At 72.0% G+C, this 26270-nt stretch carries 19 protein-coding genes; 5 read left to right on the top strand and 14 right to left on the bottom strand.

Going from position 1 to position 26270, the window contains the following annotated elements; genetic code table 11:
* Positions 1-67 precede the first annotated feature (67 nt).
* Genes ACWEPL_RS57920 through ACWEPL_RS57950 form a run of 7 tightly spaced genes read right to left on the bottom strand, consistent with a single transcriptional unit; the run spans position 68 to position 12422 of the window.
* Positions 68-2737 (bottom strand): endo-beta-N-acetylglucosaminidase, encoded by a 2670-nt coding sequence (locus ACWEPL_RS57920; protein WP_452441717.1) that lies wholly within the window; start codon positions 2735-2737, stop codon positions 68-70.
* Positions 2737-5034, bottom strand: a complete 2298-nt coding sequence (locus ACWEPL_RS57925) for a glycoside hydrolase family 3 N-terminal domain-containing protein (RefSeq protein WP_452441718.1) — start codon at positions 5032-5034, stop codon at positions 2737-2739. Before ACWEPL_RS57925 ends, ACWEPL_RS57920 begins: the two co-directional genes overlap by 1 nt.
* The gene (locus ACWEPL_RS57930; RefSeq protein ID WP_452441719.1) at positions 5021-6322 is read right to left on the bottom strand and encodes a glycoside hydrolase 5 family protein; all 1302 of its coding nucleotides are present in this window, start codon (positions 6320-6322) and stop codon (positions 5021-5023) included. The genes ACWEPL_RS57925 and ACWEPL_RS57930 overlap by 14 nt, the downstream gene beginning before the upstream one ends.
* Position 6323: 1 nt before the next feature.
* Positions 6324-7169, bottom strand: coding sequence for a carbohydrate ABC transporter permease (locus ACWEPL_RS57935; protein ID WP_355198690.1), 846 nt, complete (start codon positions 7167-7169; stop codon positions 6324-6326).
* Positions 7169-8086 (bottom strand): carbohydrate ABC transporter permease, encoded by a 918-nt coding sequence (locus tag ACWEPL_RS57940; RefSeq protein WP_363968445.1) that lies wholly within the window; start codon positions 8084-8086, stop codon positions 7169-7171. Before ACWEPL_RS57940 ends, ACWEPL_RS57935 begins: the two co-directional genes overlap by 1 nt.
* Positions 8083-9363 carry an extracellular solute-binding protein gene (locus ACWEPL_RS57945; protein ID WP_363968443.1) on the bottom strand — a complete coding sequence of 427 codons (1281 nt, stop codon included), beginning with the start codon at positions 9361-9363 and terminating at the stop codon, positions 8083-8085. The genes ACWEPL_RS57940 and ACWEPL_RS57945 overlap by 4 nt, the downstream gene beginning before the upstream one ends.
* On the bottom strand, positions 9360-12422 hold the full coding sequence (locus ACWEPL_RS57950) for an alpha-mannosidase (RefSeq protein WP_452441720.1): 3063 nt from the start codon (positions 12420-12422) through the stop codon (positions 9360-9362). Before ACWEPL_RS57950 ends, ACWEPL_RS57945 begins: the two co-directional genes overlap by 4 nt.
* Positions 12423-12621: 199 nt before the next feature.
* Between ACWEPL_RS57950 and ACWEPL_RS57955 the strand changes: the two genes are divergently transcribed.
* Complete coding sequence (locus ACWEPL_RS57955; RefSeq protein ID WP_452441721.1) at positions 12622-13719, top strand: LacI family DNA-binding transcriptional regulator; 1098 nt, start codon at positions 12622-12624, stop codon at positions 13717-13719.
* 12 nt (positions 13720-13731) lie between these two features.
* Here the strand turns inward: ACWEPL_RS57955 and ACWEPL_RS57960 are convergent, their stop codons facing one another.
* Complete coding sequence (locus ACWEPL_RS57960; RefSeq protein ID WP_452441722.1) at positions 13732-13917, bottom strand: hypothetical protein; 186 nt, start codon at positions 13915-13917, stop codon at positions 13732-13734.
* Positions 13918-14083: 166 nt separating this feature from the next.
* Positions 14084-14989, bottom strand: coding sequence for a LysR family transcriptional regulator (locus ACWEPL_RS57965; protein WP_452441723.1), 906 nt, complete (start codon positions 14987-14989; stop codon positions 14084-14086).
* Positions 14990-15158: 169 nt separating this feature from the next.
* Here ACWEPL_RS57965 and ACWEPL_RS57970 point away from each other — a divergent pair, with 169 nt between their 5' ends.
* Positions 15159-16490: an MFS transporter gene (locus ACWEPL_RS57970; RefSeq protein ID WP_452441724.1), complete on the top strand. Its 1332-nt coding sequence runs from the start codon at positions 15159-15161 to the stop codon at positions 16488-16490.
* Here ACWEPL_RS57970 and ACWEPL_RS57975 read toward each other — a convergent pair.
* On the bottom strand, positions 16484-19654 hold the full coding sequence (locus ACWEPL_RS57975) for a CARDB domain-containing protein (protein WP_452441725.1): 3171 nt from the start codon (positions 19652-19654) through the stop codon (positions 16484-16486). The two genes, ACWEPL_RS57970 and ACWEPL_RS57975, sit on opposite strands and share 7 nt — an antisense overlap.
* Before the next feature lie 272 nt (positions 19655-19926).
* On the bottom strand, positions 19927-20940 hold the full coding sequence (locus ACWEPL_RS57980; protein WP_452441726.1) for a zinc-dependent alcohol dehydrogenase: 1014 nt from the start codon (positions 20938-20940) through the stop codon (positions 19927-19929).
* A 227-nt stretch (positions 20941-21167) separates the two neighbouring features.
* Between ACWEPL_RS57980 and ACWEPL_RS57985 the strand changes: the two genes are divergently transcribed.
* Positions 21168-21851 (top strand): SDR family NAD(P)-dependent oxidoreductase, encoded by a 684-nt coding sequence (locus tag ACWEPL_RS57985; protein ID WP_452441727.1) that lies wholly within the window; start codon positions 21168-21170, stop codon positions 21849-21851.
* 89 nt (positions 21852-21940) lie between these two features.
* A complete protein-coding gene (locus ACWEPL_RS57990) occupies positions 21941-22885 on the top strand; it encodes a LysR family transcriptional regulator (RefSeq protein ID WP_452441728.1) in 945 nt (314 codons plus the stop codon).
* On the opposite strand, the gene ACWEPL_RS57995 is transcribed toward ACWEPL_RS57990, so the two are convergent.
* Positions 22858-23649 carry an aminotransferase class IV family protein gene (locus ACWEPL_RS57995; RefSeq protein ID WP_452441729.1) on the bottom strand — a complete coding sequence of 264 codons (792 nt, stop codon included), beginning with the start codon at positions 23647-23649 and terminating at the stop codon, positions 22858-22860. The two genes, ACWEPL_RS57990 and ACWEPL_RS57995, sit on opposite strands and share 28 nt — an antisense overlap.
* A gap of 149 nt (positions 23650-23798) precedes the next feature.
* Here ACWEPL_RS57995 and ACWEPL_RS58000 point away from each other — a divergent pair, with 149 nt between their 5' ends.
* A complete protein-coding gene (locus ACWEPL_RS58000; protein WP_449896899.1) occupies positions 23799-24629 on the top strand; it encodes a helix-turn-helix transcriptional regulator in 831 nt (276 codons plus the stop codon).
* Here ACWEPL_RS58000 and ACWEPL_RS58005 read toward each other — a convergent pair.
* Together ACWEPL_RS58005 and ACWEPL_RS58010 are read right to left on the bottom strand one after the other, a co-directional pair.
* The gene (locus ACWEPL_RS58005) at positions 24616-25992 is read right to left on the bottom strand and encodes an L-serine ammonia-lyase (protein WP_452441730.1); all 1377 of its coding nucleotides are present in this window, start codon (positions 25990-25992) and stop codon (positions 24616-24618) included. The two genes, ACWEPL_RS58000 and ACWEPL_RS58005, sit on opposite strands and share 14 nt — an antisense overlap.
* Positions 25989-26204 (bottom strand): sarcosine oxidase subunit gamma family protein, encoded by a 216-nt coding sequence (locus ACWEPL_RS58010; RefSeq protein ID WP_452441731.1) that lies wholly within the window; start codon positions 26202-26204, stop codon positions 25989-25991. Before ACWEPL_RS58010 ends, ACWEPL_RS58005 begins: the two co-directional genes overlap by 4 nt.
* Positions 26205-26270: the final 66 nt, after the last annotated feature.

The following is a 26270-nucleotide window of genomic DNA, read 5'->3' on the forward strand; positions in this document are numbered from 1 at the left end:
GGCGGCACCAAGCGCTGCTGGACGCGCTGCGGTGAGGGGCGCCGCGAAGGCCGCGGCGCCCCGGTGATCAGTTGCCGCGCAGTACCGTCGTGGCCTTGTTGCCGGCGTAGTCCTCCAGCACCGCGACCACCTCGCTACCGGCGCTGGACATGGTCACCGTCTCGGCGGCCCGGGTGGTGCGGCCGCGGATGATGTACGGCTTGGCGCCCGACCCGTACGTCGTCGCGAACGACTTCGCCTGGCCGTTCTCAAGGACGGTCAGGGTGTGCCAGTCCGGAAGCGTCGGCCGGGAGAAGGTGAACGTGTTCCCGCTGATCTTCACCGCCGACGCCGGGTAGGGCGCGATCTCGGTGTCGGCGAACTTCCCGCGCACGGCGGTGGCCGTGCCAGACCCCGCGCGCAGGGTGAGCAGGTAGCCGTCGCCGTTGACGGGCACCCCGGTCAGCGTCGTGCCCGTGCCGCTCCCGGGCAGCTCGACCTCCTTGCTGTACGGGCGGGACGTGTCGAGGCTCTGGACCTTCAGCGTGACGGGCCGGCCGTTCGCCGGGGGAGTCCAGGAGGCGGTCAGCGTGCCGTCCGGCCTGGCCGAAGCCTTCACCTTGGCCGGCGCCGTGGCCAGGTCGAACGAGGTGGTCGCGGCCGGGCTCTCGGACCCGTCCGGGCCGACCGCCACCAGCCTGATCGTCCCCGACGTGGCCGTGAAGCGCTTGACGTAGTAGACGTCGTCGTAGATCCCGCCGAGGTAGGTGTCGTCGAGGTAGACGTCGTAGCGGCGCACCTTGTCGTACCCGGCGCTCTTCCAGGCCAGGAACAGCTCGCCGGTCTCGGGCAGCAGCTGGGTGATGCGCAGGTCCTGCGGCGCCGCGGGGGTGCGGTCCTTGCCGTCGCGCAGGGCCAGCGCGCCGAGGTTGACCTGGTACCCCTGGATCGGGCGGGCGCCGGCGGCGACGACCAGGCCGAGCGCGGCGACGCGCCGGCCGGCGTACGCCGACAGGTCCACCGAGCGCGTGGTCCAGCCCGTGGTGCGCTGGCCCGAGCCGGCCAGCGGCAGCTGGACCACCTTGGTGGGGTCGGAGGCGAGCACGAGGCCGAGCCGCAGCTCGGAATCGTCGCTCGCCGAGGGCTTGGTGTACGTCAGGTCGAGGGTCGAGCCCTTGGCGACCTGCAGGTCCGTCTTGTAGAGCCGTACGGTGTTGTCGCCGTCGAGCGTGCCGCTGAGCACGAGCGAGCTGCCGCCGTTGTAGGCGCCGATCTTCTGGTACGAGAACCGGCTCGCCGGCGTGTACGCGGGGCCGTAGTCGAAGTCGGCGCCGAGCGGCGTACCGGCCGCGTCGATCCACCACTGCCAGGTCACCGGGATGTCCTGGAGGTTGATGTTGCCCCACTCCTTCGGGTTCGACAGCCGGCCCTTGGTCCAGGTGGACAGGCCGTGGCCGGTGTTGAAGGAGGTGGCGAACGTGGTGCCGCCGATGACGGAGCGCTCGGCGACGTACTTGGAGATCCCCTTCCAGGTGCCCTCGGGGGTGGTGGCGCCGGCCGAGGAGCCGGTCCACCAGCGGCGCTCCCGGTCGAAGACGTCCCGCTGCGCGGCGTCGTCGGTCTTGTTCGCGTAGTCGGAGGAGACGAAGTCGGCGCCGAGCGTGGCGATGGCGTTCATCGGCGCGCCGGCGGCGTCGAGGTTGTCCTCGAGGTTGTACGGCTGGTTGAACTGGTACTGCCCGGCCTCGACCCCGGCGAAGACGCTCTTGCGGGAGTCCAGCCCGAGACCGGCGGCGTAGCTCTTGGAGTTGGTGAGCTTGGTCCGGTTCCACCAGTAGTTGAGGAAGATGGAGTCGGACACGTCGCCGAGCCGCGCGTCGCGCACGAACGGGCCGTTCACCGCGTTGAACTCGTTCTGGTACGAGATGGCGCCCGTGGAGTTGTCGATGGAGTCGTACCACTGCACGTAGATGCCGCCGTCGCGCAGCTGCTTCAGGAACTGCTTGTACACCGGGATGTCCGCCGGCGCGACCCGCGCCTCCTGGTTGATGAAGTAGCCGTCGAAGCCGTAGAACTTGGCGACCTGGATCAGCTTGGCGGCCACGGGGAAGCCGCCGGCGGCGTCGCGGACCAGCAGCTCGGAGTAGGTCTGGTCGCCGCGGTCGTTGTCGGAGAAGAAGATGCAGCCCAGCGAGCGCACCCCGTTGGCGTGGGCGGCGTTGGTGTAGCCGGGGTTGGGCAGGTTGAGCATCCCGAACTCGAACCACTTCTCCCGCCAGTCGGCGGCCGGGTCGTAGTAGTTCACCGGGACTCCCTGGGTGGGCATGCCGTGCCAGGAGCCGTAGAAGTCGGCGTACTGCCAGTAGTTGAACAGGTACTGGCTGAACTCGTTGGTGTAGGGGTGGCTCTCGAAGAAGGCGTTGCCGTAGTCGCCGGCCAGGGTCAGCAGCTGGGTGCCGGCGGGCAGCGCCGGGTTGCGCTGCGTGGCGGCGTTGGCGGCGTTGCGCTGCTGGAGCGGCACCTTGGCGCGCAGTAATTCGGCGCCGGCGTCGTCGGCGGGGTTCCAGCGCAGCAGGTCGGTGACGGAGTAGCCGTGCTGGTAGGGCTGGCTGGCGCCGACCGCGCTCTCGCCGGTCCAGGGCAGCGTGTCGCTGGCCGCGGCGCCGGTGGCGGTCAGCGCGACGGCGAGCATCGCGGCCAGGGCGGCGGTGCCGGCGCGCGTCACCGCCCTTCTGCGGGTGCGATGTGATCGGGCCATCACGACTCCTCACTGTCGGGAAGGGGGCCGGCCGGTCCGGGGGAGTGGACGGCCGGGCGGATGGTTTCGTGCAGATCCGCGACGTACAGGTCGGTACGGGCCCGGTCCGCCGCGTCCTCGGCGAAGCAGCGCGCGGCGGGCAGGTCCCAGACGACGGCGGTACGGCCGCCCGCCGGGACGGTGACCCTGCGGAAGGCGAGCAGTTCGCGCAGGCGCGGCAGCACCCGGCCTCCGGTACGGCGCCCGAACAGCGGCACGACGACCTCCGCCGCGGCGCCGCCCGGGTTGGCGACCTCGACGCTCACCCGGACCGTGTCCGCGCCGGCCTCGGCGGTGAGGCGGTCGAGGAGCACGGGCCGGTAGCGCAGGCCGTGGCCGAAGGGGAAGAGCACCGGGTCCGGCGCGTCCTGGTAGACGTCGCCGGCGGGGTGCCGGTCGTTGTGGCGGACCGGCACGGCGCCCGGATGGGCGGGCGCGGTGAACGGCAGGCGGCCGACCGGCTCGTAGCCGCCGAACAGCGCGTCGGCGATCGCGTGGCCTCCGTGCGGGCCGGGGTAGCCGGCCCACAGCAGCGCGTCGGTGTGCGCCAGGACGCCGGTGAGCACATGCGGCCGGCCGGCGACGACGACGGCCACCACGGGGCAGCCGGCCCGCGCCCGGACGGCGGCGACCAGGTCGTCCTGGCCGCCGGGCAGGGTGAGATCGGCCAGGTCGACGCCTTCCCCGGCGGTCGCCGTGGCCGCCTGGCCGGCGATCGCCCCGTTGGCCGCGAACTCCTCGGCGTACGTGCGGTGACTCGTCCCGCCGAGAGCCAGGATCACCAGGTCGGCGCCGCTCAGGTCGGCCGCCGTGGGGACACCCGGCGGGCACACCACCTCGGCGTCCGGCAGGGCCCGCCGCAGGGCGAGGTCCAGGCCGGCGGCCGACCCCGGCGGGAGGGGCGGCACGTAGTCGCCCAGCAGGGCGGTGACGTCGCGGGCGTTCGGGCCGGCGAGGACGACCTTGGTCAGCGACCGAGGTTCGAGGGGCAGGAGGCCGCCGGCGTTGTGCAGCAGGACCAGGGACTGCCGGGCCAGGCGGCGGGACAGGCCGTCGGCGGCCCGCCCGGCCAGCACGAGCGCCTCGCGGCGCTTGGCCAGAGTGAGCGCCTCGTGGCGGCCGGCCAGGGTGAGCGCCTCGCGTTCGGCACCTGGGGCGGCCTCACCATCGGTGTCCCCGAGCAGGCCGGCGCGGTGCTTGAGGGTGAGCACCCGGCGGCAGGCGGCGTCCACCAGCTCGGCCACCCGCGGGTCCGCCAGGGCCGCCTCCTCCAGCAGGGCGAAGGACTCGTCCCAGAGCGACAGGTCCACCCCGGCCTCCAGCGCGGCCATGGCGGCGGACGCCGGGTCGCCCGTCATCGCCGTCAGCCGGTCCACGGCCAGCCCGTCGGCCATGACGATCCCGTCGAATCCGCATTCGTCCCGTAAGAAGCCGGTCAGGAGGTCGCGGTTGGCGCAGCACGGCACCCCGTCGATGTCGTTGTAGGCCGCCATGAACCCCAGCGCCCCGGCCTCCACCGCGGCCCGCGCCGCCGGGAGGTGCAGCTCGCGCAGGTCGCGGGGGCCGATGACGGCGGACTGGCCGTTGCGCCCGCCGACCGCCTCGCCCTGGGCGGCCAGGTGCTTGAGCACGATCGCGACCCCGCCGCGGCCCACCGCGCCGCGATCGGCGCCCTGCATGCCGATCACCAGCGCCCGCGTGAGCTCGGCGGCCAGCAGCGGATCCTCCCCGAAGCACTCCTCCGCCCGGCCCCAGCGCGGGTCCCGCAGCAGGTCGAGCGCGGACACCAGGGCCAGGTGCACGCCGCTCGCGGCGAGTTCGGCGGCGACGGCGGCCGCGGCCTCGGCCAGCAGGTCCGGATCCCACCCGGCGGCCACCGCGAGGTTGGTGGGCAGCAGCGTCCCGCCGAGCGCCTGGTGCCCGTGCGGGGCCTCCTCCGACAGCAGCACCCCGATCCCGTGGCCGCCGGCCCGCGTCACCTCGTCCTGGACGAGGGCGGCGACCTCGGCGCGCTCCTCCGGCCGGATCCCGTCGGCCCAGGTGCGGCCCGACCAGGCGTCGGCGCGGAAGACCCCGTACAGCGCGCCGAGCCCACCCCACCGGTCGAGCTCGGCGCGGGCGAGATCGGTGAGCCGGAATCCGCCCCGAGGGTCCCGCTCGACGGCCTGCCAGCCGTAGAGGCGCTGGTTGAGCTGGCCGACCTTCTCGCGCGGGGACAGCTTGGCGAGCAGCCGCTCGACCGGCTCAGCGGTCGGCATGGGCGGCCATCCGGTCGAGGACCTCGTCGTCGGCGACCGAACTGTAGAAGGTGCGGCCCGTGGGCTCGGCGTGGACGAGCCGTTCGATGCCGCGGGCGCGCAGCGCGGCCGGGTCGCCCGCGGTCGCGGAGGTCACCAGGGCGGGGCGGGCCCCGGCGCGGGCGCGGCCCATCCAGGTCTCAAAGACGCCGCCGCCGGGGGAGAGCTCCGCCCGTGACACGGGGACGTCGTCGGCGCCGACGGGGACGACGACGGCCTCGGTCCGCGGGGAGGGGCGCGACCGGTGCCGCAGCTCCGCGGCCAGGTCGGCGAAGCGCCGGCCGATCGGCTTGACCGCGCCGTCCGCCCCGATCAGGCCGAGGCTGTGCTCCAGGTCGGGGAAGTCGGCCAGCCGGCGCTCCACGTCGTGCGAGCACCACCACGTGACGCCCCACAGGGCGTCGCTGTCGGCCGCCGCCCGCACGGTCCCCTCGCAGAAGCCGGGCGCCTGGTCCTCGGTCAGGTGGTTGAGCGGCGCGCCGACCTCCTGCAGCCAGACCGGACGCGCCGGGTCGAGGGCGAAGGCGCGTGACAGCTCGATGAGGTACGCGGCGTGGGTGATGCTTTCGTGTGACATCGCCCCATAGCCCTGGGCGGTGCCGTTGAAGATCCACGAGTGGATCACGCTCATCTGGCCGTGCCGGCTGGAGTGCGCCGGGGTGAAGGGGTGGTCGTCGGCGTACCAGACGGCGTCGTACTCGGCGTTGAGCCGGAAGTGGCGGCGGTCGCGCGGCCCATCGCCGTGCAGCGCCCGCAGCCAGGATGTCACCTGCCGGGCGGTGGCCGGCATCGGGCTCGGATGCAGCGCGGAGGTGAACTGGTTGACCTCGTTGCCCAGGGTCAGGCCGAGGAAGTTGGGCAGGTCGTACAGGTGCCCGTCGAGCGCCTCCACCAGCTCGGCCTGCGCGGCGATCGCGTCGGGGTCGGTGAACATGCTGCGCCGATGCCAGTCCGTCAGCCAGCTCGGCACGAAGTCGAAGCCGGACAGGTGCCCCTGCAGGACGTCCACGCTCGCATCGAGGCCGGCCTCGCCGGCGATCTCCACGACGCGGCGGACGTCGTCGAGCGCGCGGCGGCGGATCAGCGTCCGGTTCGGCTGCAGGACGGGCCACAACGGCATCACGCGTACGTGGTCCAGGCCCAGCCCGGCCAGGGCCTCCATGTCCCGCCGGGTGGCCGCCCAGTCCGGATCCAGCCAGGAGTAGAACCAGTCCTGGGAAGGCGTGTAGTTGACCCCGAATCTCAGCATTTCAACCTTTCAAGCCTCCCGCTTCGAGCCCGCGGAAGAAGTAGCGCTGCAAGATGGCGAAGAACGTGACGATGGGAACCAGGGCGATGATCGTGCCGGCCGCGATGAGGCGTGGATCGTCGTAGAAGGTGCCGCGCAGGCGGTTCAGCCCGACGGTGAGGGTGTAGTTGTCCTCGTCGGACAGCACGATGAGCGGCCACAGGAAGTCGTTCCACGAGCCGACGAAAGCGAAGATCGCCACGACCGTGATGACGCCCTTGACCTGGGGGACGGAGACGCGGATGAACCGCTGCCAGGCGTTGGCGCCGTCGACGATGGCAGCCTCCTCGAACTCGGCCGGCAGGTTGCGGAACGCGTTGCGCATGAGCAGGACGTTCAGCGCGGCCACGATCGTCGGCAGGACGACCCCCAGCAGGGTGTTGGCCAGCCCGGCCGCCCTGACCAGCAGGAACTGGGAGATCAGCACGGTTTCGGCCGGGACGAGCAGGGCCGCGACGCAGATGGCCGCCGCCACCCCGCGGCCGCGGAAGCGCAGCTTGCCCAGCGCGTACCCGGCGCAGGTGGCGCCCACCACGTTGCCGGTGACGGCCATGGCGGCCACGAGCAGGGAGTTGAGCAGGTAGTGCGGCACCGGGACGCGGTCGAGCACCGTCGCGAAGTTCCCCAGCGTGGGATGGCCGGGAAGCAGCTCGGGCGGCCGCGTGTAGAGCGCGTCGCCGGCTCCCTTGAGCGACAGCGAGACCTGCCACAGCAGCGGGCCCGCCAGCAGCACGGCCATCAGCAGGAGGATGAGGTAGCGCACGACCATGCCTGCCGCGATGCGGCGTCGCGCGGACGGACCGGACATCAGGAGGACCTCTGCTTGCGTTGCAGGACGAGCTGCGCGACCAGCAGCCCGCCGAGGATGACGAACATGACCAGGCTGATCGCGCCCGCGTAGCCGGTGCGCGCCTGCAGGCCGGTGCCCTCGCGCTGGATGAGCATGGTCATCGTGAGATCGCCGCCGCCGACCCCGCCGGTGCCGTCGGTGAGCACGTAGATCTCGCCGAACACCCGGAAGGCCGCCACCGAGGACAGCACGCCGATGAGCCCCATCGTGGAGCGCACCCCCGGGACGGTGACGCTGAGGAAGCTGCGTATCGGGCCCGCGCCGTCCATCGCCGCCGCGTCGTACAGGCTCTGATCGATGTTCGCCAGCGCGGCCAGGTAGATGACCATGTAGTAGCCCAGGCCCATCCACACGGTGACGAACATCGCGCTGAACAGCAGCAGCCACCGGTCGGTCAGGAAGGGCACCGGCGCGGCGACCGCCTTGAGCGTGCCGAGCAGCTCGTTCACCAGGCCGCGCTTGTCGAGCATGTTCGTCCAGATCAGCCCGACGATGACCGGCGACATGATCACCGGCAGGTACATCGTGGTGCGGAAGAAGCCCATCAGCCGGCCGGCGCCGCTCAGCAGCGAGGCGAGCACGAGCGGCAGCGCCACCATGAGCGGCACCACGCACACCGTGTAGAGCGTGGAGTTCAGCAGCGCGGTGCCGAAGCGCTCGTCGGTGAACATCCGCCGGAAGTTGTCCCACCCGGTGAACTCCCCGGCCCTGAGCAGGGTGGAGTCCGTGAACGCCAGGCGCAGCGTGTTCAGGAACGGCACGAGGACCAGGACCACGATGACGGCCAGCGCCGGCAGCAGGAACAGCCACGGGGTCAGGCGCCAGCGATGGGTCGCCGGCGCGCTGCCCTCGTCGTGCGTGGCGGAGCCGGTCATCCGTGCGCGGCCAGCCGCTCGTTGGAGTACTTGACCGACTCGTCCAGCGCCTGCTGCACCGTCTTCTTGCCGAGCAGCGCCTGGGCGATCTGCTCGCGCAGCGTGTCGGCGTCGGCCGAGCCGGAGAACGCCGGAGGCCACCACACGACCGCCTTCTTCACCTGGGCGGCGCTCTCCAGGCGCACCTTCGTGGCGGGGTCGCCGTCGTCCTTGGTGAAGTACTCGTCGTCCATCGACCCGGCCGACGAGGGGAACACCGAGGCCTTCTTGGCGAAGGCGAGCTGGTTGGCGGTGTTGGTGACGTACTTGGCGAAGGCCGTGGCCAGCGGCTGGTTCTTGCCGGCGGCGTTCACGACGAGCGACTCGATGTACATGTTGGGGGCGGCGTTGCTGATCCGCGGCCCGATCCCGAGCGTCTTGTAGATCTCGGGCGCGGTGTCCTTCAGGTCGTTGAGGGTGTACGAGCTGCCCGACAGGTACGCCAGCCGGCCGGCCTTGAACTCCTCGACCTCCTTGGTCTGCAGGTTGTTCAGCGCCTCCTGGGTCAGGCCCTTGCTGGCGAACAGCTTGCGGAAGCGCTCGACGAACTCCGCGCCCTTGGCGTCGTTGTAGGTGAACTGCTTGCCCGCGGCGTCCATGAGGGGCACGCCGTACTCGCCGAACATCTCGATGACGGGCATCCGGGCGATCATCGACACGTCCGAGCAGTTCTTGGCCATGGTCTCGGCCTGGTCGAACAGCTCGTCGTAGGTGGCGGGCAGCTTGGCCGGGTCGAGACCGCACTTCTTGAACAGCGCGGTGTTGAAGAACGCCGGCCCGGTGTTCAGGTACCACGGGTAGCCGTAGGTCCCGCCGCCGAGCCCGCTGAACGTCATCGCCTGCCACGCCTTGTCCAGATACTGGCCCTTGGCCTGGGGGTCGGCCTTGTTCAGGTCGAGCAGGACCCCGGCCTGGGCCAGCGTGTAGGCGGCCTCGGGGCCCATGTCCACGACGTCGGGCAGCGCCCCCGCCGCGGCGTCGGCCGACAGCTTGTCCTGGTAGCCCTCGGCGGGCTGGTCCACCCAGGCGATCTTCGTGCCCGGGTGCTCCTTCTCGAAGGCCGCGATCAGCTCGGTGAAGTACGGCGTGAACTTCTCGTTCTTCAGGTTCCACGTCTGGAACTTGATCGATCCCGTCAGCGCCCCGCCCGAGGCCTGCGGCGTCGCTCCGCCGTCACCGCACCCGGACAGCAGCAGCGATCCCAGGGCCAGCGCCGCGACGCAGGTCCGTGTTCTCATTGGACATCCTCCTTGAGTGATGCATGAGTGGCGATCCGCAGGGTCGCCACCTGGAAGGGGCCAAGGTCCAGCCGCGCCTCGCCCACGGGACGGCGCGCGCCCGCCGGGCCCAGGGCGACGGGCAGGTCCTCGTCCGCGCCGAGCTCCCGTTCGAGCAGGTCGGTCTCCCACACGACGGCTCCCGCGCCGAGCTCCTCGTGGCAGCTCAGCCGGGCGCTCGCCCGTCCGCCCCGCGTCTCGTACACGCGTACGACCAGGTCGCCGGAGCCGTCGTCGGCCTGCTTCACCCAGTCGACGAGCGCGTGGCCGGTGAGGAGCTCCAACCGGACCAGCGGCGCGGGCAGGCCGGTGAGGTCGGGCGCGTTGAACGCGTACGCGGCCTCGACCGCGGCCGGCACGTCCGCGCCGGGCAGCACCGCCCAGCGGAAGGTGTGCGTGCCGAGGTCGGCGCGGGGGTCGGGGAAGCGCGCGCCCCGCAGCAGGGAGAGCCGGACGACGGTGGAGTCGCCGTCGGCGCGGGCGTCGGCCCCGTACATCGTGTCGTTGACGATCGCGAGGCCGAAGTCGCCGTCGTCCACGTGCACGTAGCGGTGCATCGCGGCCTCGAACATCGCCTCCTCGGTCGCGGTGTTGGTCAGCAGCGGGCGTTCGACGTAGCCGTACTGGGTCTCGAAGCGCGCGGTCCGCGCCAGGACCCGCACCGGGACGGCGACCTTGAGCAGGCGTTCGCGCTCCTGCCAGTCCACGGCGCACTCGGTCTCGAACCGCCCGGTGCCGGCCCGCAGCCACATGGTCAGCGTGACCGTGGACGCGCCGGTCCGCCGGACCACCTCCACGCCGGCGTCGGGCCCGCTGCGGACCACCCTGCGGCTGGTGACGTCGTCGAGCGCCCGGGGGTGGCGCAGCACGTGGCGGTCCACGTCCCAGGCGTCCCAGCGCACCGGCTCGTCGCGGAAGAGCTGCAGCTCGTTGAGGCGGCGGCCGGGCGGGACGACCTCCCGGCCACTGCGCAGGTCGAGGAGCGAGACGACGTGGCCGCCGCCGTCCACCACGACCCGCAGCAGGCCGTCGTCCAGCACGGTGGCGCCGGCCTCGCCGTCGGAGACCTCGACCCCGACCACGACCCCGACCACGACCGGGGCTGTTCCGGGCCGCGCCGGAGTGGTGAACGGGGGCAGCCCGCCCTCGGCCCGCTCGTCGCCGAGCGCCGCGCCTGCTCGCTTGATCAGATCGTGCAGGCGCTCCTCGATCGCCAGGTAGGTGTCGCGGGCCTCGCGGTGCACCCAGCTGATCGACGTGCCCGGGAGGATGTCGTGGAACTGGTGCAGCAGCACGGTGCGCCAGATCTCGTCGAGGTCCTCGCGCGGGTACGGCGCCCCGCGCAGCGCGCTCGCCGCCGCGCTGAGATATTCGGCGGCTCGGAGCAGCGACTCGCAGCGCCGGTTGTGCCGCTTCATGGCCGCCTGCGAGGTCAGGGTGCCTCGATGCAGCTCCAGGTAGAGCTCGCCCCGGTAGACCGGCTCCAGCGCCCCGGCCTCCCGCAGCTCGGACTCGGCCTCCTCGAAGAACTCCGCCGGGGTCCTGGAGATCACGCGTGGCGCCCCCTCCAGGTCGGCGAAGCGGCGCAGCCGCTCGGCCATCTCCCGGGTGGGGCCGCCGCCTCCGTCGCCGTAGCCGTACGGGAGTAGCGAATGGGAGGCGATCGCCTTGTCCTTGAACGTGGCGACCGCGTGATGGAGCTCGCGGGCGGTCACCTCGGCGGCGTACGTCTCCGCGGGCGGGAAGTGGGTGAAGACGCGGGTGCCGTCGATGCCCTCCCACCAGAAGGAGTGGTGCGGGAAGACCGTGGTGTCGTTCCAGGAGATCTTCTGCGTCAGGAACCAGCGGGACCCGGCCCTGCGGGCCAGCTGCGGCAGGGCGCCCGAGTAGCCGAAGGAGTCGGGCAGCCACATCTCGCGGGGCTCGCGGCCGAATCGGCTGAGGAAGTAGCGCTTGCCGTAGGTCAGCTGGCGCACCATCGACTCGCCGGTGGGGATGACGCCGTCCGCCTCCACCCACATGCCGCCGACGGGCACGAACCGGCCCTGCTCGACATAGTGCCGCAGCCGCTCGAACAGCTCCGGACAGTGCTCTTCGAGCCAGCTGAAGTGCTGGGCCGCCGACATCGTGTACACCAGGCCGGGGTCGGCGTCGAGGAGGGCGAGCGCGTTGGAGACCGTACGGGCGAGCTTGCGGACCGTCTCGCGCAGCGGCCACAGCCACGCCGTGTCCATGTGCGCGTGCCCGACGGCCGTGATCCGGTGGGCGCTGGCGTGCGCGGGCGTGGCCAGGACGGGAGCGAGGATCGCCCGCGCCCGCCCGGCACTCGCCTCGGCGTCCGCCTCGTCGTAGACGTCCAGGGCCTCCTCGATCGCGCGCAGCAGCCGCCAATGACGCGGCTCGTCCGCGCGCAGCTCGGCGGCCAGGCCGCCGGCCACGTCCAGGTCACAGCACAGCGCGTGGATCTCGGGCGAGAACGCGGCGATCTCCGCGCGGCGCAGCCTGAACTGCTCGAACGGCTCCTGCGCGCCCTTCTCGCCGTGCTCGGTGACGACGAAGGGCGGCAGGCCGAGCAGCAGGGGATTGGCCGCCGCCTCGACATACAGCACGAACGAGCCGTCGGCGTCGACCAGATCGGCCCCGTGACCCCGTAACCGGATGTCGGACTGGCGGGGGTGCAGGCCCTTGACGATCGTCCCGTCCGGGGTGAAGACCAGGCCCTCGCAGTGACCGCCCACGGAGTGGTCGAACCAGCCCAGGTCCAGCACCAGGTCGATCGGGCCGTCCTGCCCCGGGTCGACCGTGCCCCGGATCCGGAACCAGGTCGTGGACCAGGCCTCGCCCCAGGCGGCGCCCAGGGGGAAGGGGCGGTAGGCGGGGGCGGCCCGGCCGGCGTCGGGTTCGAGCCCGAGGGCATGGCGGGCGCGCACCGGCTCGCCGCCGTCCGGGACCGTCCAGGCCTCGACCTCGACACCGCCCAGCCGGGTGTGGAGCCGGGGCTGAATCCGTTCCCGCCGCACGCGGGCGAGCCTCTCTAGCGTGCGGCTGAGGTGGTTGTGCATTCCGTACCTCTCCGTAGCGGAGGTCTCACAATCGGCCTAATACGTTTTAGTACGTTATGATCAGCAAGCGACCGCAGACTAATACGTTTTAGGTGCTGCGGTCACCCGGGGGGCTCATCAAGTTTGCATAACGACGGTTGTCCGCCATGGAGGATCGATGCCGCCGAACGACCAGGTTCCGCTTCAGGACTCAGACGGTTCGTCCGAGCCTCCCGCGTCCCTGGCGGGCACTGCGCCGGCCCGGCTGAGGAGCACCGACATCGCGCGGCTGGCGGGGGTCTCGGTGTCGGCGGTGTCGCTGGCGTTCAACGCCCGCCCCGGCATCAGCGATGCCACGCGCAAGCGCATCCTCGAGGTCGCAGAGGAGCTCAACTGGCGCCCGCACCGCGCCGCCCGCGCCCTCAAGGGGGCCAACAACGACGTGGCCGGCATCGTCATCGCCCGTCCGGCCCGCACGCTCGGCGTCGAGCCGTTCTTCGCCCACTTCCTGTCCGGCCTGCAGTCCCGCCTGTCCAACGAGGGGATCGCCACCCAGCTCCTCATCGTCGAGGACACCGAGGCGGAGGTGGCCGTCTACCGCCGCTGGGCCGCCGAGAACCGGGTCGACGGGCTCGTGCTGCTGGACCTCACGGTCGACGACGTCCGGCCCCGGCTCGTCGCCGACCTGCGCGTCCCCGCCGTCATCCTGGGCGGCCACGGGGCCCCGCTCCCGCTGACCAGCGTCTGGGTCGACGACCACGCGGCGATGACCCGCATCCTCGAATATCTCGCCGCGCTCGGCCACCGGTCCATCGGCCACGTCAGCGGCGTACCGTCCTACCAGCACACGCGCCGCCGCCTGCGGGCCATCGGCGACGCCCGCGAGAGCCTCGGCATCGACATCGCCAGCGTGGCCACCGACTACTCCGACACCCAGGGCGCGTCGGCCACCCGCCGCCTCCTGGAGGCGAGTCCGCGGTGCACGGCGATCATCTACGACAGCGACGTCATGGCCGCCGCGGGGCTCGGGGTGGCCACCGAGATGGCAGTGCCGGTGCCCGGCGAGGTGTCCATCGTGTCCTTCGACGACTCCATCCTCACCCATCTGCCGCATCCCCCGATCACCGCCCTGACCCGCGACACGTACGCGCTGGGCACGCTGACGGCGACCGAGTTGCTCCACACGATGGCCGAGCGCCCGGAGCCCCGCGCGGTCCAGGCCCCGACGCCGGAGCTCGTCGTCCGCGGCAGCACCGCCCCACCGCCCGGCGCGTGATCGCCGCGTGGCTCAGCCGGCGAGCCATCGGCCGAACCACGCACGGGTGCGCCGGAGCAGGTCGAGCTGGTGGTCGCGGTCCTGGATGGAGTGTCCTTCCCCGGGATGGACGACGAACTGGTGCTCGACGCCGAACCGCCGCAGGCCCCGGTGGAAGTACACGACGAGCATGCCCCAGTCGCTGATGCCGGCGCCCATCACCGCGGCCTTGAACCGGCCCGGTCTGCCCCACGGCCCGGGACGAGCCAGGCCTCGGTCATGGAGTCGTGGTGGCCGTTCAGCCGGCTCCGCCATGCGGCGGCGTCCGCGAGGATCATCATGCGTCCCATCCTCCCGGTGAAAGTGTTCATCGATTGAGCACTTATCAGCGGTGCCGGCCGAGGGTCTCGCGTACGAGGTCGCGCAGCCACACGTGCGCGGGGTCCACGTCGTAGCGGGGATGCCACGCCTGCGACAGCGTCATCTCCGGCAACGCGAACGGGATCGGGAACGTCGCCAGCCCCAGAGCCTCCACCAGTGGCCGGGTCAGCCGTTCCGGCGTCATCCCCACCAGGTCGGACTGCCGCACCACCAGCAGCGACGCCTCGAACGTCGGCACCGAGCCCGCGATCCGGCGCGTCAGCCCCATGCCGGCCAGGATCTCGTCCACCGGGCCCTCGTCGCGGCCCCGCCGGGTGGCGATCACGTGCTCGGCCGCCGCCAGCCGCTCCGCCGTGACCGGCCCGTCGAGCAGCGGGTGCCCGGGACGGACGACGCCCACCGCCCGGTCTGCCATGATCGGCTCGACCCGCGTCTCCGGCGCCGGGTCCGAGATCACGGTCACCTCCAGGTCCGCGCTCCCGTCACGCAGCGCCCGCGCGTCGCCGTACCCCTCGGGGATGAAGTGGAAGCGCACCCCGGGAGCCGACGCGGCGGCCTCCGTCAGCAGCGCCACGCTCATGGCCGTGATCACCGCGTCCGAGGCCAGGATCGTGAAGCGCCGTACCAGCGTGGCCGGGTCCAGCCGGCCCGGCGGCGTGAACACCTTCCTGGCCGCCTCGACCAGCGCCCGCACCTCGTCGCGGACGGCCAGCGCCCGCGGCGTGGGCACCATGTGCCGTCCCGAGCGCACCAGCACGGGATCGCCCATCGCCTTGCGGATGCGGCCGAGAGTGCGGCTCATGGCCGGCTCCGACAGGTGCAGCCGCTGCGCGGCGGCCGAGACGCTGCCCTCCTCCAGCAGGACGTCCAGCGCGATCAGCAGGTCCAGGCTGGGTTGCGTCTGACGCATATATCACCTGAAAAAGATGCATTTGAGGTCAAGTCAGGACCGAGTTTACGGTGAATTCCGCGGGAGGCCTCCGCTCGACTCATCACCCATCTCCACAACCCGGGGGTTTCGCATGCCCGCATCGACGTTAGAAACCGGTCATCCCGCCAGGACGCGGATCATGGCCCTGATGGCCTCCTCCGTGGTCCTCGCGGTCGCCCTGGTCGCCGCCGTCAACCTCGCCATCCCCACGCTCGCCGCGAGCGAGCTGCGCCCGTCACCGTCCCAGATCCTCTGGATCGTGGACGCGTACGTCATCGTCTTCGCCTGCCTGCTCATCCCCGCCGGAGCGGCCGGCGACCGGTTCGGCCGAAAGGGGGTGCTGCTGGCGGGCCTGGGCGTGTTCGCGGCGGGCTGCCTGCTGGCGGCGCTCGCACCGGACGTCGGCACGCTGATCGCCGCCAGGGCGCTCAGCGGCGCGGGCGCGGCCCTGGTGATGCCCGCCTCCCTGGCCCTGACGGTCGGCGTCTACCCGGCCGCCGAACGCGGGCACGCCGTGGCCGCGTGGACCGCCGCCACCGGCGCGGCCGGGGTGGTCGGCAACGTGGGCGGCGGCGCGGTCATGGAGTACCTGCCGTGGCGGGCCCTGTTCGGCGTGCCGGTACTGCTGGCCGGGGTGCTGGCGGTGCTGGTCGCCGTGCTGGTGCCGCGCGCGCCCCGCGAGGCGTCGACCCCGCTGGACCTGCCGGGGACGGTGCTGCTCACGGCCGCGTCCGTGGCGCTGCTGGCGGGGGTCATCGAGGGGCCCGAGGCCGGGTGGGGGAGCGGGCTCGTGCTGTCGGCGTTCGGCGTGGCGGCCGTGCTGTTCTGCGTCTTCGTCGGGCACCAGCTCCGCGCGCCGCGGCCGCTGCTCGACCCCCGGCTGTTCGCGCTGCCGCGGCTGCGGGCGGGGACGCTGGGCGTGGCGGTGACGTTCTTCGGGCTGTTCGCGATGTTCTTCGTCAACGCCCGCTTCCTGCAGGAGGTCAAGGGCTTCTCGCCGCTGGTCACCGGCGTGGCCATCGTGCCGCTCGTCATCCCCATGATCGTCCTGTCGCGGCTGTCGGGCCGCCTGCCCGCTCGGCCCGCCGTCCCGGCCGGGCTGGCGGGGATCGTGGCGGGGCTGGCGCTGCTGTCCTTCGCGGACGCGGCCATGCCGTACCCGGTGTACGCGGTCGGCCTGGTCGTCATGGGGGCGGCCATGGGGGTGTGCCTGCCGGTGCTCTCGCACGAGATCATGGCGGCGCTGCCGCGCGAGCGGGCCGGGCTCGGCTCCGGGCTCAACAGCGCCACCCGCGAGCTCGGCAGCGCGGTCGGGGTCGCCGTCATGGGCACGGTGATGGCCACGTACGGGATGAGCGCCGGATACCGCGTCGTGGCGGCCGTGGTCCTGGCCGGCGGCCTGCTCGTCACCTGGTGGCGCGCGCGGGACCGAGACCCGGGCCGCCCCCGGGGCGGCCCCGGCGGGCGCCCGGCTCAGTAGCGTTCGCTCAGGTTGAGGTTGATCTCGGTCAGTACGGTCGTCGCCTTGGTGTACGTGAGCAGGTGCGCGAGGTCGTCCGGCAGCAGGAGCGTGGCCTGCGCGTGGCGGGCGGCCTGGGCCACCGACTTCAGCTCCAGCGCGGCGGCGACCAGCGAGGAGATCTTCGTCGCCGCGTTGATCCGCCGGTCGGCGAGGTTGAGGTAGGTCGTCAGCAGCTGGGCCCGCAGGAGGTCCGGCTGCCTGATCGAGAGGCCGAAGACCGCGTTCACCTCGGCCCGGGAGAGCGCGCCGTCCGGGGCCGAGCCGTCGGCCCCGTCGAAGCGGGAGTCGGTCGCCTGGATCCGGGCCAGCAGCTCGGCGCTCTGCCGGTCGGGGTGCAGCTGCCAGGACAGCTGCGGCCACGGGTTACGGGTGGGCGGCACCTCGGTGACGGTGGTCGAGGCCGCCGCGGTCACCGGTTCGTAGACGCACCCGTTCCCGTTCCGGTACGAGACCGAGGCGGCGTCGGGCAGCTCGTCCCCGGCGGCGAACAGCAGGCTGGGCCGGGCCGTGAACCGCACACCGGAGGTCGCACCGCCGTCGATCGAGCCGAGCGACCAGGTGAGCGTGGTCGTGCCGTCCGGGTTGGCGGTCACCGACGAGGGCTTGGGCCCGGTGCCCTGGTCGAGGGCCCGGCTGTAGGCGACCTCGGCCGGGAGGGTGTCGGTGAGGGTCACATCGGTGGCGGTGCCGCTGCCCGCGTTGACGACCTTCAGGTCGATCGTCATGGCCTCGCCCGCGTTGACCGTCCGCGGCGCGGTCTTGGCCAGGGTGAGCTTCGGGGCGTGCACGGCGGTCTCGGCCTTGGCGGTGTTGTTCGCCGTGTTCGCCTCGGCTCCGCCGCCGGTGTCCTTGGCGGTCGCCGTGGCCGTGTTGGTCAGGACGGTCCCGTTGGCGGTGTCGCAGGGGATCGCGTAGGTGAACGTCTCGGTCCTGGACGCTCCCGGGCCGAGGTAGGGCACCTGGCGCGTCTGGGCCGCGCCGCCGGGCGGGGTGTCGGTCAGCCCGATCGCCGTCGCCGCGCCGGTGCCGACGTTGTCGAGTTTCACCTGGTACGTGAGGGTGTCACCGGGTTCGGCGTCGCGCTTGTCGACGCTCTTGGTCGTGGCGATGTCGGGGTCGTACTGGTTGAAGAAGGAGACCTCCTGCCGCAGCACAGTGGCGAAGTCGAGCTCGCTCTCCGGACTTCCGCCGGTCCCCTTGCAGGTCGGCGCACTCACCGGGTAGCTGCTGCAGGCTCGCCCCTTGCTGTCGGGCGAGTTGCCGGCCCGGAACCTGACGGCCGCCCAGTCGTTGTGATCGGTGAGGGTGGTCCTGTCACCGCTGCCGTTGATGTCCACGCTCACCCGGGTCGAGTCGATGATCGGGACGCCGGTGCCCGTGGTGGTGTTGTCGTTCCAGTTGAGCGGTCCGTTGCCGATCCCCGCTCGCCAGGGCCTGACCGAGCTGTCGGGGTGGGCGAGGTTGTCGGTCATCCAGAACGTGTAGTCGGTGCCGTCGCCTATCCCGTTGCTCTCCAGGAGTGAGCTCTCGACCAGGTCGGGAAGCTTCCCGGTCGAATACCCGATGCGGGTCGCCCCGGTCTTCCAGGTCCCGATGTCGTTGACGAGCAGGGGCGGCGGGCTGTTGGGGACGCCCGACTGGAAGAAGTAGTTCATGACGCTGGGGTAGTTGGGCTTGAAGTTGTCGTCGGTGTCGTCGCCCTGGGGCAGGGCACCGCCGTGGGCCAGGCCGAGCGCGTGCCCGAGTTCGTGCATGAGGGTGCCGGCCTGGTCCTGCACGGTGCCGACCTCGGCGTCGGCCTTGCCCGTTCCGGTGTCGAGCACCTGCACGTCGGTGCGATGCGCGCTGGTGGTGTCGCAGGTGCCGTCGCCGCCCACCCGGATCGCTGTGCCGACCATCTTGTCGTCGCCCGCCGGCTTCGTCTGCAGGACGCCGTCGCCGCCGTAGTCGACGCCGAAGTCCGCCACGCATGTGGTCCGCCACGAGCCGAGGGTGACGAGAAAGTCCTTGTTGTTGTCCCTTTGGAACTCGCAGCACTCGCCTGAGGTCCCCGGAAGGGTCTTGTCCCCGTCCTCGCGGCTGACGATGAGGTCGTGCCCGAAGATCGCATAGTGCGCGTACAGGGACAGCTCATGGGGGAGGTGGTCGTTGCGAGCGGAGACGAACTCGGTGTCGTTGACCAGTCCGATGGCCGGTTGTTCGTTGAGTCGCGCGCCCGGGATGTAGACGAAGTCGACGCCGTCGGGGCGTGCGCCGTACGGGCACGGATTCGCCGCTCGGACCGGAGCGTTCTTGAAGGCGTTCCTGACCAGGGTGATCGCGTCGCCCTTGGGCTGGTGGGAGTGCCTGCCGTCGGCCATGTAGTCGACCTGCAGGATGATCGTCTTACGGCACGGGTCGGCGCCCAGCGCCGGCAGGTCGGCGAGAACCGTGCCGTTGCGGTCGCGGATCCCCGAGAGCTCGACGATGTCCGGGATGCCGTCCTGGTCGGTGTCGGGAAGATCGGTGGTGACCGTGATGCCGAGCCTGGTCCTCCTGCCGTCGTTGTCCTTGGGGAAGCCGTGGTCGCCATTGCCCTCGACGCAGCTCTGGCCCTTGAAGTCGCCGGTGGAATCGATGCACGGCGTGCCGAAGACGATGCCGTCCCCCGACAGGGACCTGGAGCGGAAGTCGTAGACGAGGTTCAGCTCGATGTCCTGGGGCTGCGGGCTGATGTCCATCCTGTCGTCATTGGTGTTGAGAGCGCTGTCCCAGTCCCACAAGCTGACGGTGATGTCCACGGTCGGCTTGTCACCGGGCAGGTCCGACTTGGTGAAGACCCAGCCGTCGGGCGCCTCGGGCAGGCCCTTGGGCGAGAACTCGTCGTCCTCGATCCGCGGGCCCACCTCGATGGGCCCGTCGGCGATCTGGACTTTCGGGTAGTAGTCCCCGTCTTTCAGGCCTCCGCCGTCCGGGTTCTCGATCTGGAAGAGATAGTCGATGGAGAAGGTCAGCGAGACGTTCGGGGCCGGCGCCGCCGCGGCGGGCGTGGTCAGGGCCGGGATCGACGCAGCGAGCAGCGCGCCGATCGCCCCGAACGCGAGCCGCCGGCGCCACCTTCTCGCTCCATGTTTGAAGCTCACGGTCGTTTCCTCCAGGAGAGTTCGCCTTGCGGAGGATCGTCCGGCTTCTGGTCCCGGCCGCGCATGAGTAGCCCCTACTCATGTCGGGCCGCCGCGCCCTACATCTGCGGGATCTCGATGCGTGCCGGATCCGTGCCCGACGGCGGTGCCCGGCACGGCCGCCCCGTTGGATTGGTTGGTTCGAGGAGGAGCTGCGGAAAGAGGCGCTTCTCGATCGTGGAGCCGCCGGGCTGTCCTGAGATCAGCGACCGACAGGTGCGGCATCGCCGGGCTCATCGTCGGGGATCGATGTGGATCTTCGGGCCCGGTCCGGCGTCGGCCGGGCGGTGGCCGGCCAGGATGTCGGCGGTCTCGGCCAGGCCGACCGTGGCGGCCACGAGCGGGCAGGCGTCGACCGAGCCGTCGGCGTAGGCGGCGATGGTCCCCGCCAGCCCGGCCGAGCCGCCGAGGATGCCGACGGCGGTGACGTCCTTGAGGAGCAGCGCGCGGGTGTCGAGGGTGCTCGGGGTGCCGGCCAGGCCGATGTAGACCACGTGCCCGGCCGGTTCGACGAGGTCGACCGCGAGTGCGGGCAGCTCGGGCGCGTTGGAGGCGTCGATGACGGCGTCCCACCGCAGCTCCGGCAGCGACGGCCGGGTCCACGCGCCCGTGAAGCCCAGGGACTGTGCCAGGCGCAGCCCGTCGAGGTCGCGGCCCAGCAGGTGGACCTCGATCCCCTGGGAACGCGCGAACAGCGCCGCCAGCAGGCCGATCGTGCCCGTGCCCAGGATCAGCAGCCGCTCGCCGGGCCGCAGGCCCGCGCCGTGGACGGCGCGCAACGCGTTGCCACCGGGCTCGACCAGCGCGCCCAGCGTGAGGTCCATGCTGTCCGGCAGCGCGTGCAGCGCCGTCGCCGGTACGGCGAGCCGCTCGGCCAGCGCTCCGGAGCGGCCGAGGCTGATGCCGATCTCCGACAGCTCGGCGCAGACGTGGTGGCGGCCGGCGCGGCAGCGCTCGCAGTGCCCGCAGCCGAGCATGGTGTCACCGGTGACGCGGCGGCCCAGCCAGCCGGCGTCCACGCCATCGCCCACGTCGGTCACGCGACCGCACCACTCGTGGCCGGGGCGCAGCGGGTACCACGACCGCCCGGTGTGCAGGTAGCTCATCTCGCCGGTGAACAGCTCCATGTCGGTGCCGCACACCCCGGCCCGCTCGACGTCCACGACCACCTGCCCGGGCGCGGCGACCGGCGGCTCGACCTCCTGGACCTCGGCCTTGCCCGGGCCGGTCAGCACCAGCGCGCGCACTACCGGGCCTCCACGACCTGCGGGCGCCGGTCGCTGAGGTCGGCGTGGTGGACGGGGTTCCCGGGGCGGGGCGCAGATACCAACATGTTCCGAACGCTAGACCACTGTTCCGAAAAGTGGAAGTTCTGCTCAATGAGAGCTTCCTGCGGGAAGTGAGTATCGGCTAATCTCGCAAGCAACTTCCATAAAATAAATCTTCGTTCCAACTATTGGAATGAAAGGATCTCATGACCTCCTCCCGCACCGCCCTCATCACCGGAGGCGTCAGCGGCCTGGGCAAGGCCGCCGCCCTCCGGCTGGAGAAGGAAGGCGTCTCGATCATCACCGCCGACATCGCCGACGGCGCCGACCTCGTCCTCGACGTCACCGACGCCGCCGCCGTGCAGGCCGCCGCCGACGAGGTCGGGCCGGTCGACATCCTGGTCAACTCCGCCGGGATCGTCGGCCCCAACGCGCCCCTGTGGGAGATCCCGCTGGACGGCTGGCGGCGCACCTTCGAGGTGAACGTGCACGGCACCTTCAACGCCTGCCGCGCCTTCGTCCCGGGCATGCGCGAGCGCGGGTGGGGACGCATCATCAACATCGCCAGCATGTCCGGCAAGGACGGCAACCCGAACATGGCGCCGTACTCCGCCTCCAAGGCCGCCGTCATCGCGCTGACCAAGTCGCTCGGCAAGGAGCTGGCCACCAGCGGTGTGCTGGCCAACGTCATCGCGCCGGCCGTCATCGCCACCCCGATGAACGCCACCACCGGCCCCGAGGCCCTGGCCCACATCACCAGCCTCATCCCGATGGGCCGCGTCGGCCGGCCCGAGGAGGTCGCCGAACTGATCGCCTGGCTGGCCTCCGACAAGGTCAGCTTCTCCACCGGCGCCGTCTACGACATCAGCGGCGGCCGCGCCACCTACTGACGCCCAGGCCGGTCTCCTGCGAGACCTGGACGATCAATGAGTCCGACGCATATTTGTCACGCCAGGCGATCGTGATCCACGATTGATCCGTGGAGCTGCAACAGATGCGCTATGTGGTCGCGGTGGCGGAGACGGCGAACTTCACCCGTGCAGCCGAGCGCTGCCGGGTCGTCCAGTCCGCGCTGAGCCACCAGATCGCCCGGCTGGAACGGGAGCTGGGCGCCCGGCTCTTCGACCGCACCAGCCGCCGGGTCACGCTGACCCCCGCCGGCGAGGCGTTCCTGCCCGCCGCCCGGCAGGCCCTCGACGCCGCCGAACGGGCGCGGGCCGAGGTGGCGGCGGCCTCCGGGGAGCTCCGCGGCCGGCTCGCCATCGGCGCCATCCCCACTGTCACGGCGGTCGACCTGCCCAGCGCGCTGAAGACCTTTCACGTGCGCCATCCGCAGGTACGGATCACGCTGCGCGTGGGGGCGAGCGACGAGCTGGCCGAGCAGGTCCGTCAGGGCGCTCTGGACATCGCCTTCCTCGGGCTGCCGCCGAGCGTGCGGCCGAAGGGCGTCCGGGGGCTCGCCCTGGCGCGGGGCGAACTGGTCGCGGTGGTGGCGCCCGGCCACCCATTGGCCGAAGCGCCGGCCGATCCACTGGCCGACCCGCCGGCCGAGGCTGCCGGCGTGGATCTGCGCCGGCTGTCGGAGGAGGTGTTCGTCGACTTCCCCGCCGGCACGGCCGCGCGCGCCCAGTCGGACGAGGCGTTCGCCGCCGCCGGCGTCAGCCGCGAGGTCGCCTTCGAGATCACGAACGCCGACCTCATGGCCCGGCTGGTCCGGCTTGGCCTGGGCGTCGCCATGATGCCCGCCGCCTTCGCGCCCGAACTCCCCGGCGTGCACGTCGTCGAGCTCCGCGATCCGCCCACCCGGGTGGAGCACCTGATCTGGAGCAGGGGACGCCCGTCACCGGCCGCCGCCGCGTTCCTGGAGGTCCTGGACATCCGGGCGGAAAGGACAGATCACGGGGCGGTCAGCGGTTCGGCCTGATAGGCGCGGTGCAGCAACCGTACGAAGGGCTCGGCCTCCGGCAGGGGCACGGAGCCGATCCGGTGGACGGGCACGCCCGGCGTCCACGAGTTCATGACCACGGCCCCGGCCAGGGCGGGCAGGTCGGCGAGGGTGATCTCCTGGGCGCGCTGGGGCACGCCGAGGCGATCGAGCCGCCGGCGGACGACGGCCATCGTGGTCCCGGTCAGCATCTCGGCCACGGGCCACACCACGGCGGTGCCGTCCCAGAAGGCCAGGTTCCAGATCGAGCCCTCGCTGAGCCGGCCGCGGCGGTCGACGAAGGCGGCGTCGTCGAAGCCCTGGCCGGCGGCCTGGCGGAGGACGTACGTCTTGGCCACCTCGCCGACGTGCTTGACGGCGGGCAGGAAGCGTTCGTGCTCGACCGCCGCCAGCGCCAGCGGGCCCGCCGGACCGGAGGCGGCCGGCCCCGTACGGACCAGCACCTCGGGCTCCCCCTCGGCCACGGTGAACTCGCCCGCCGGTGAATGCACCGTGGCCGTCAGCGAGACGTCGGCCGGGCCGGCCCGCAGCGCCGCCCGCAGGTAGGAGCGCACCCGATCGTCGGGCACCGCCCGGCCGAACAACTCCACCGAGGCGTGCCGCAGCCGTTCCAGGTGAAGGTCGAGGCCGCGGACCCGGCCTCCGCGCACCTGCATGGCGGTGAAATGCGCGTAGCCCGCGAAGGCGAGCGGCGCCAACTCCTCGGCGGTCGCAGGACGGCCGTTGCGCTGAGCGACAAACATTGAAATATCCCCCTTTAGGTGGTGATCAGGGGAATCGAGCCTGCCGCAGCCCGGCCGGATCGCCCAGAACCCTGCTCCGCGTACGACCGTTGTTCCTACTACTGGGAGGGTCAGCCTTGTTCGTCGTCGTGTGCGTACTATCGGGGGTTATGAGCGAGATCGGCGAATTCCTGCGCAGCCGGCGGGCGCGGCTGCGGCCGGAGGACGTCGGGCTGCCGGTCTTCAGCCGGCACCGGCGCGTGCCGGGGCTGCGCCGCGAGGAGCTGGCCCAGCTCGCCGGCGTGTCCGTCGCCTACCTCACGCGGCTGGAGCAGGGCAAGGGCAACAACGTGTCGGGCGAGGTGATCGGGGCGATCACGCGCGCTCTGCGGCTGAGCGACACCGAGCACGAGCACCTCACCCGCCTGGTCAAGTGCAGGGACCGCAGGAAGTACGGGCCGCCGCCGCTGCAGCAGGTGCGCACCGCGCTCGGGCAGATGCTGGCCTCCCTGGAGGGGGTCCCGGCGTACGTGACCGGGCCGCGTTCGGACATCCTGGGCTGGAACCCGATGGCGGCGGCCCTGTTCGGGGACTGGGACCGGCTGCCGCCCCAGGAGCGCAACTGGGCCCGGCTGGTGTTCCTGGAGCCCGGCCATCGGCGGCTGTTCGCGGACTGGGAGGCGAAGGCCGCCGACGTGGTCGGCGCTCTGCGCCTGTACGCCGGCTGCTACCCCGACGATCCGCGGCTGCTGACGCTCGTGGGCGAGCTGTCGGTGAAGAGCGAGACGTTCCGCCGGCTGTGGGCCGGGCACGACGTGAAGGAGAGCAACCACGGCACCCGGCGCCTGCGCCATCCGCTGCTGGGCGAGCTCACGCTCTCCTTCGAGTCGCTGCGGCTGCCCGACGACCCCGAGCAGTCCCTGACCGTCTACCACGCCCCGCCCGGCTCCGCCCAGGCGGAGAACCTGCGGCTGCTGGCAGGCTCCGTCAGCACTCGATGACGTTGACGGCCAGGCCGCCGCGCGAGGTCTCCTTGTACTTGTCGAGCATGTCGCGGCCGGTGTCACGCATGGTCTTGATGGCCTTGTCCAGCGAGACGAAGTGGCGGCCGTCGCCGCGCAGGGCGATGCGGGCGGCGGCGATCGCCTTGATGGAGGCCACCGCGTTGCGCTCGATGCACGGGATCTGGACCAGGCCGCCGATCGGGTCGCAGGTCAGGCCCAGATTGTGCTCGATGCCGATCTCGGCGGAGTTCTCCACCTGCTCCGGCGTGCCGCCCAGCACCTCGGTCAGCCCGGCCGAGGCCATCGAGCAGGCCGAACCCACCTCGCCCTGGCAGCCCACCTCCGCTCCGGAGATCGAGGCGTTCTCCTTGAACAGCACGCCGATCGCCGCCGCCGTCAGCAGGAAGCGCACCACCCCGTCGTCGCCGGCGCCGGGCACGAACCGCGTGTAGTAGGTGAGCACCGCCGGGATGATGCCCGCGGCGCCGTTGGTGGGCGCGGTGACGATGCGGCCCCCGGCGGCGTTCTCCTCGTTGACCGCCAGCGCGAACAGCGACACCCAGTCCATCGCGTGCAGCGGGTCCTTCTCCGGCGCCTCCGCCAGCAGGCGCCGGTGCAGCCCATGCGCGCGGCGGCGCACACGGAGCCCGCCGGGCAGCACGCCCTCGGAGGCGATCCCGCGTCGGACGCACTCGGTCATCACCCGCCACAGCTCCAGGATGCCCGCGCGGATCTCCGCCTCGGTGCGGCCGAAGGCCTTCTCGTTCTCCAGCATCAGCCCGGAGATCGACAGCCCGGTGTTGGCGCAGTGCTTGAGCAGCTCCTCCGCGGTCGTGAACGGGTACGGCAGGACCGTGTCGTCCGCCTTGATGCGGTCCGCCCCGGCGGCCGTCTCGTCGACGACGAAGCCGCCGCCGACCGAGAAGTACACCTTCTCCCGCAGGACCCCGCCGTCGGCGCCGAAGGCGGTGAAGCGCATCCCGTTGGGGTGCCCGGGCAGCGAGATCCTGCGTTCGAAGACCAGGTCCTCGCCGACCACGAACGGCACCGGGTGCGTGCCGGCGAGCGACACGGTGCCCGACTCCCGCATGGCGAGCAGCCGGGCGTCGACGGAGTCCACGTCGACCAGCTCCGGCTTCTCGCCGGACAGGCCGAGCAGCACGGCCTTGTCGCTGCCGTGGCCCTTGCCGGTCAGCCCGAGCGAGCCGTACAGGATCACCTGGACCCGGGCGACGGACTCCAGCAGCCCGTCCTGGCGCAGCCCCCGGACGAACCTGTGCGCGGCCGCCATCGGCCCGCCCGTGTGCGAACTGGACGGCCCGATGCCGATCTTGAACAGGTCGAAGACCCCGATGCTCACGTCACGTACTCCGCCGCCGCGTCCAGCAGCCACTCCGCCAGGTAGGCGGCGAAGGACGAGCGCACCAGCACCAGGAACCCGTCCTCCCGGGGCACGAGCACGACCTGCGCCCGCGCCAGCATGGTCTGCGCGCACCGGCCCGGCCCGAACGCGCGCGGATGCAGGTCGAGCGCGCAGCCGTGGGCGAGCAGGCGCGCTTCCGCAAGCCACAATCAGTGCGGTGTTTCGCCCCTGATCATCGACACCGACCGGCGGCCGGCATTGAGTGACCTGGCCCC

It is taken from the genome of Nonomuraea sp. NPDC004186, from assembly GCF_053603495.1.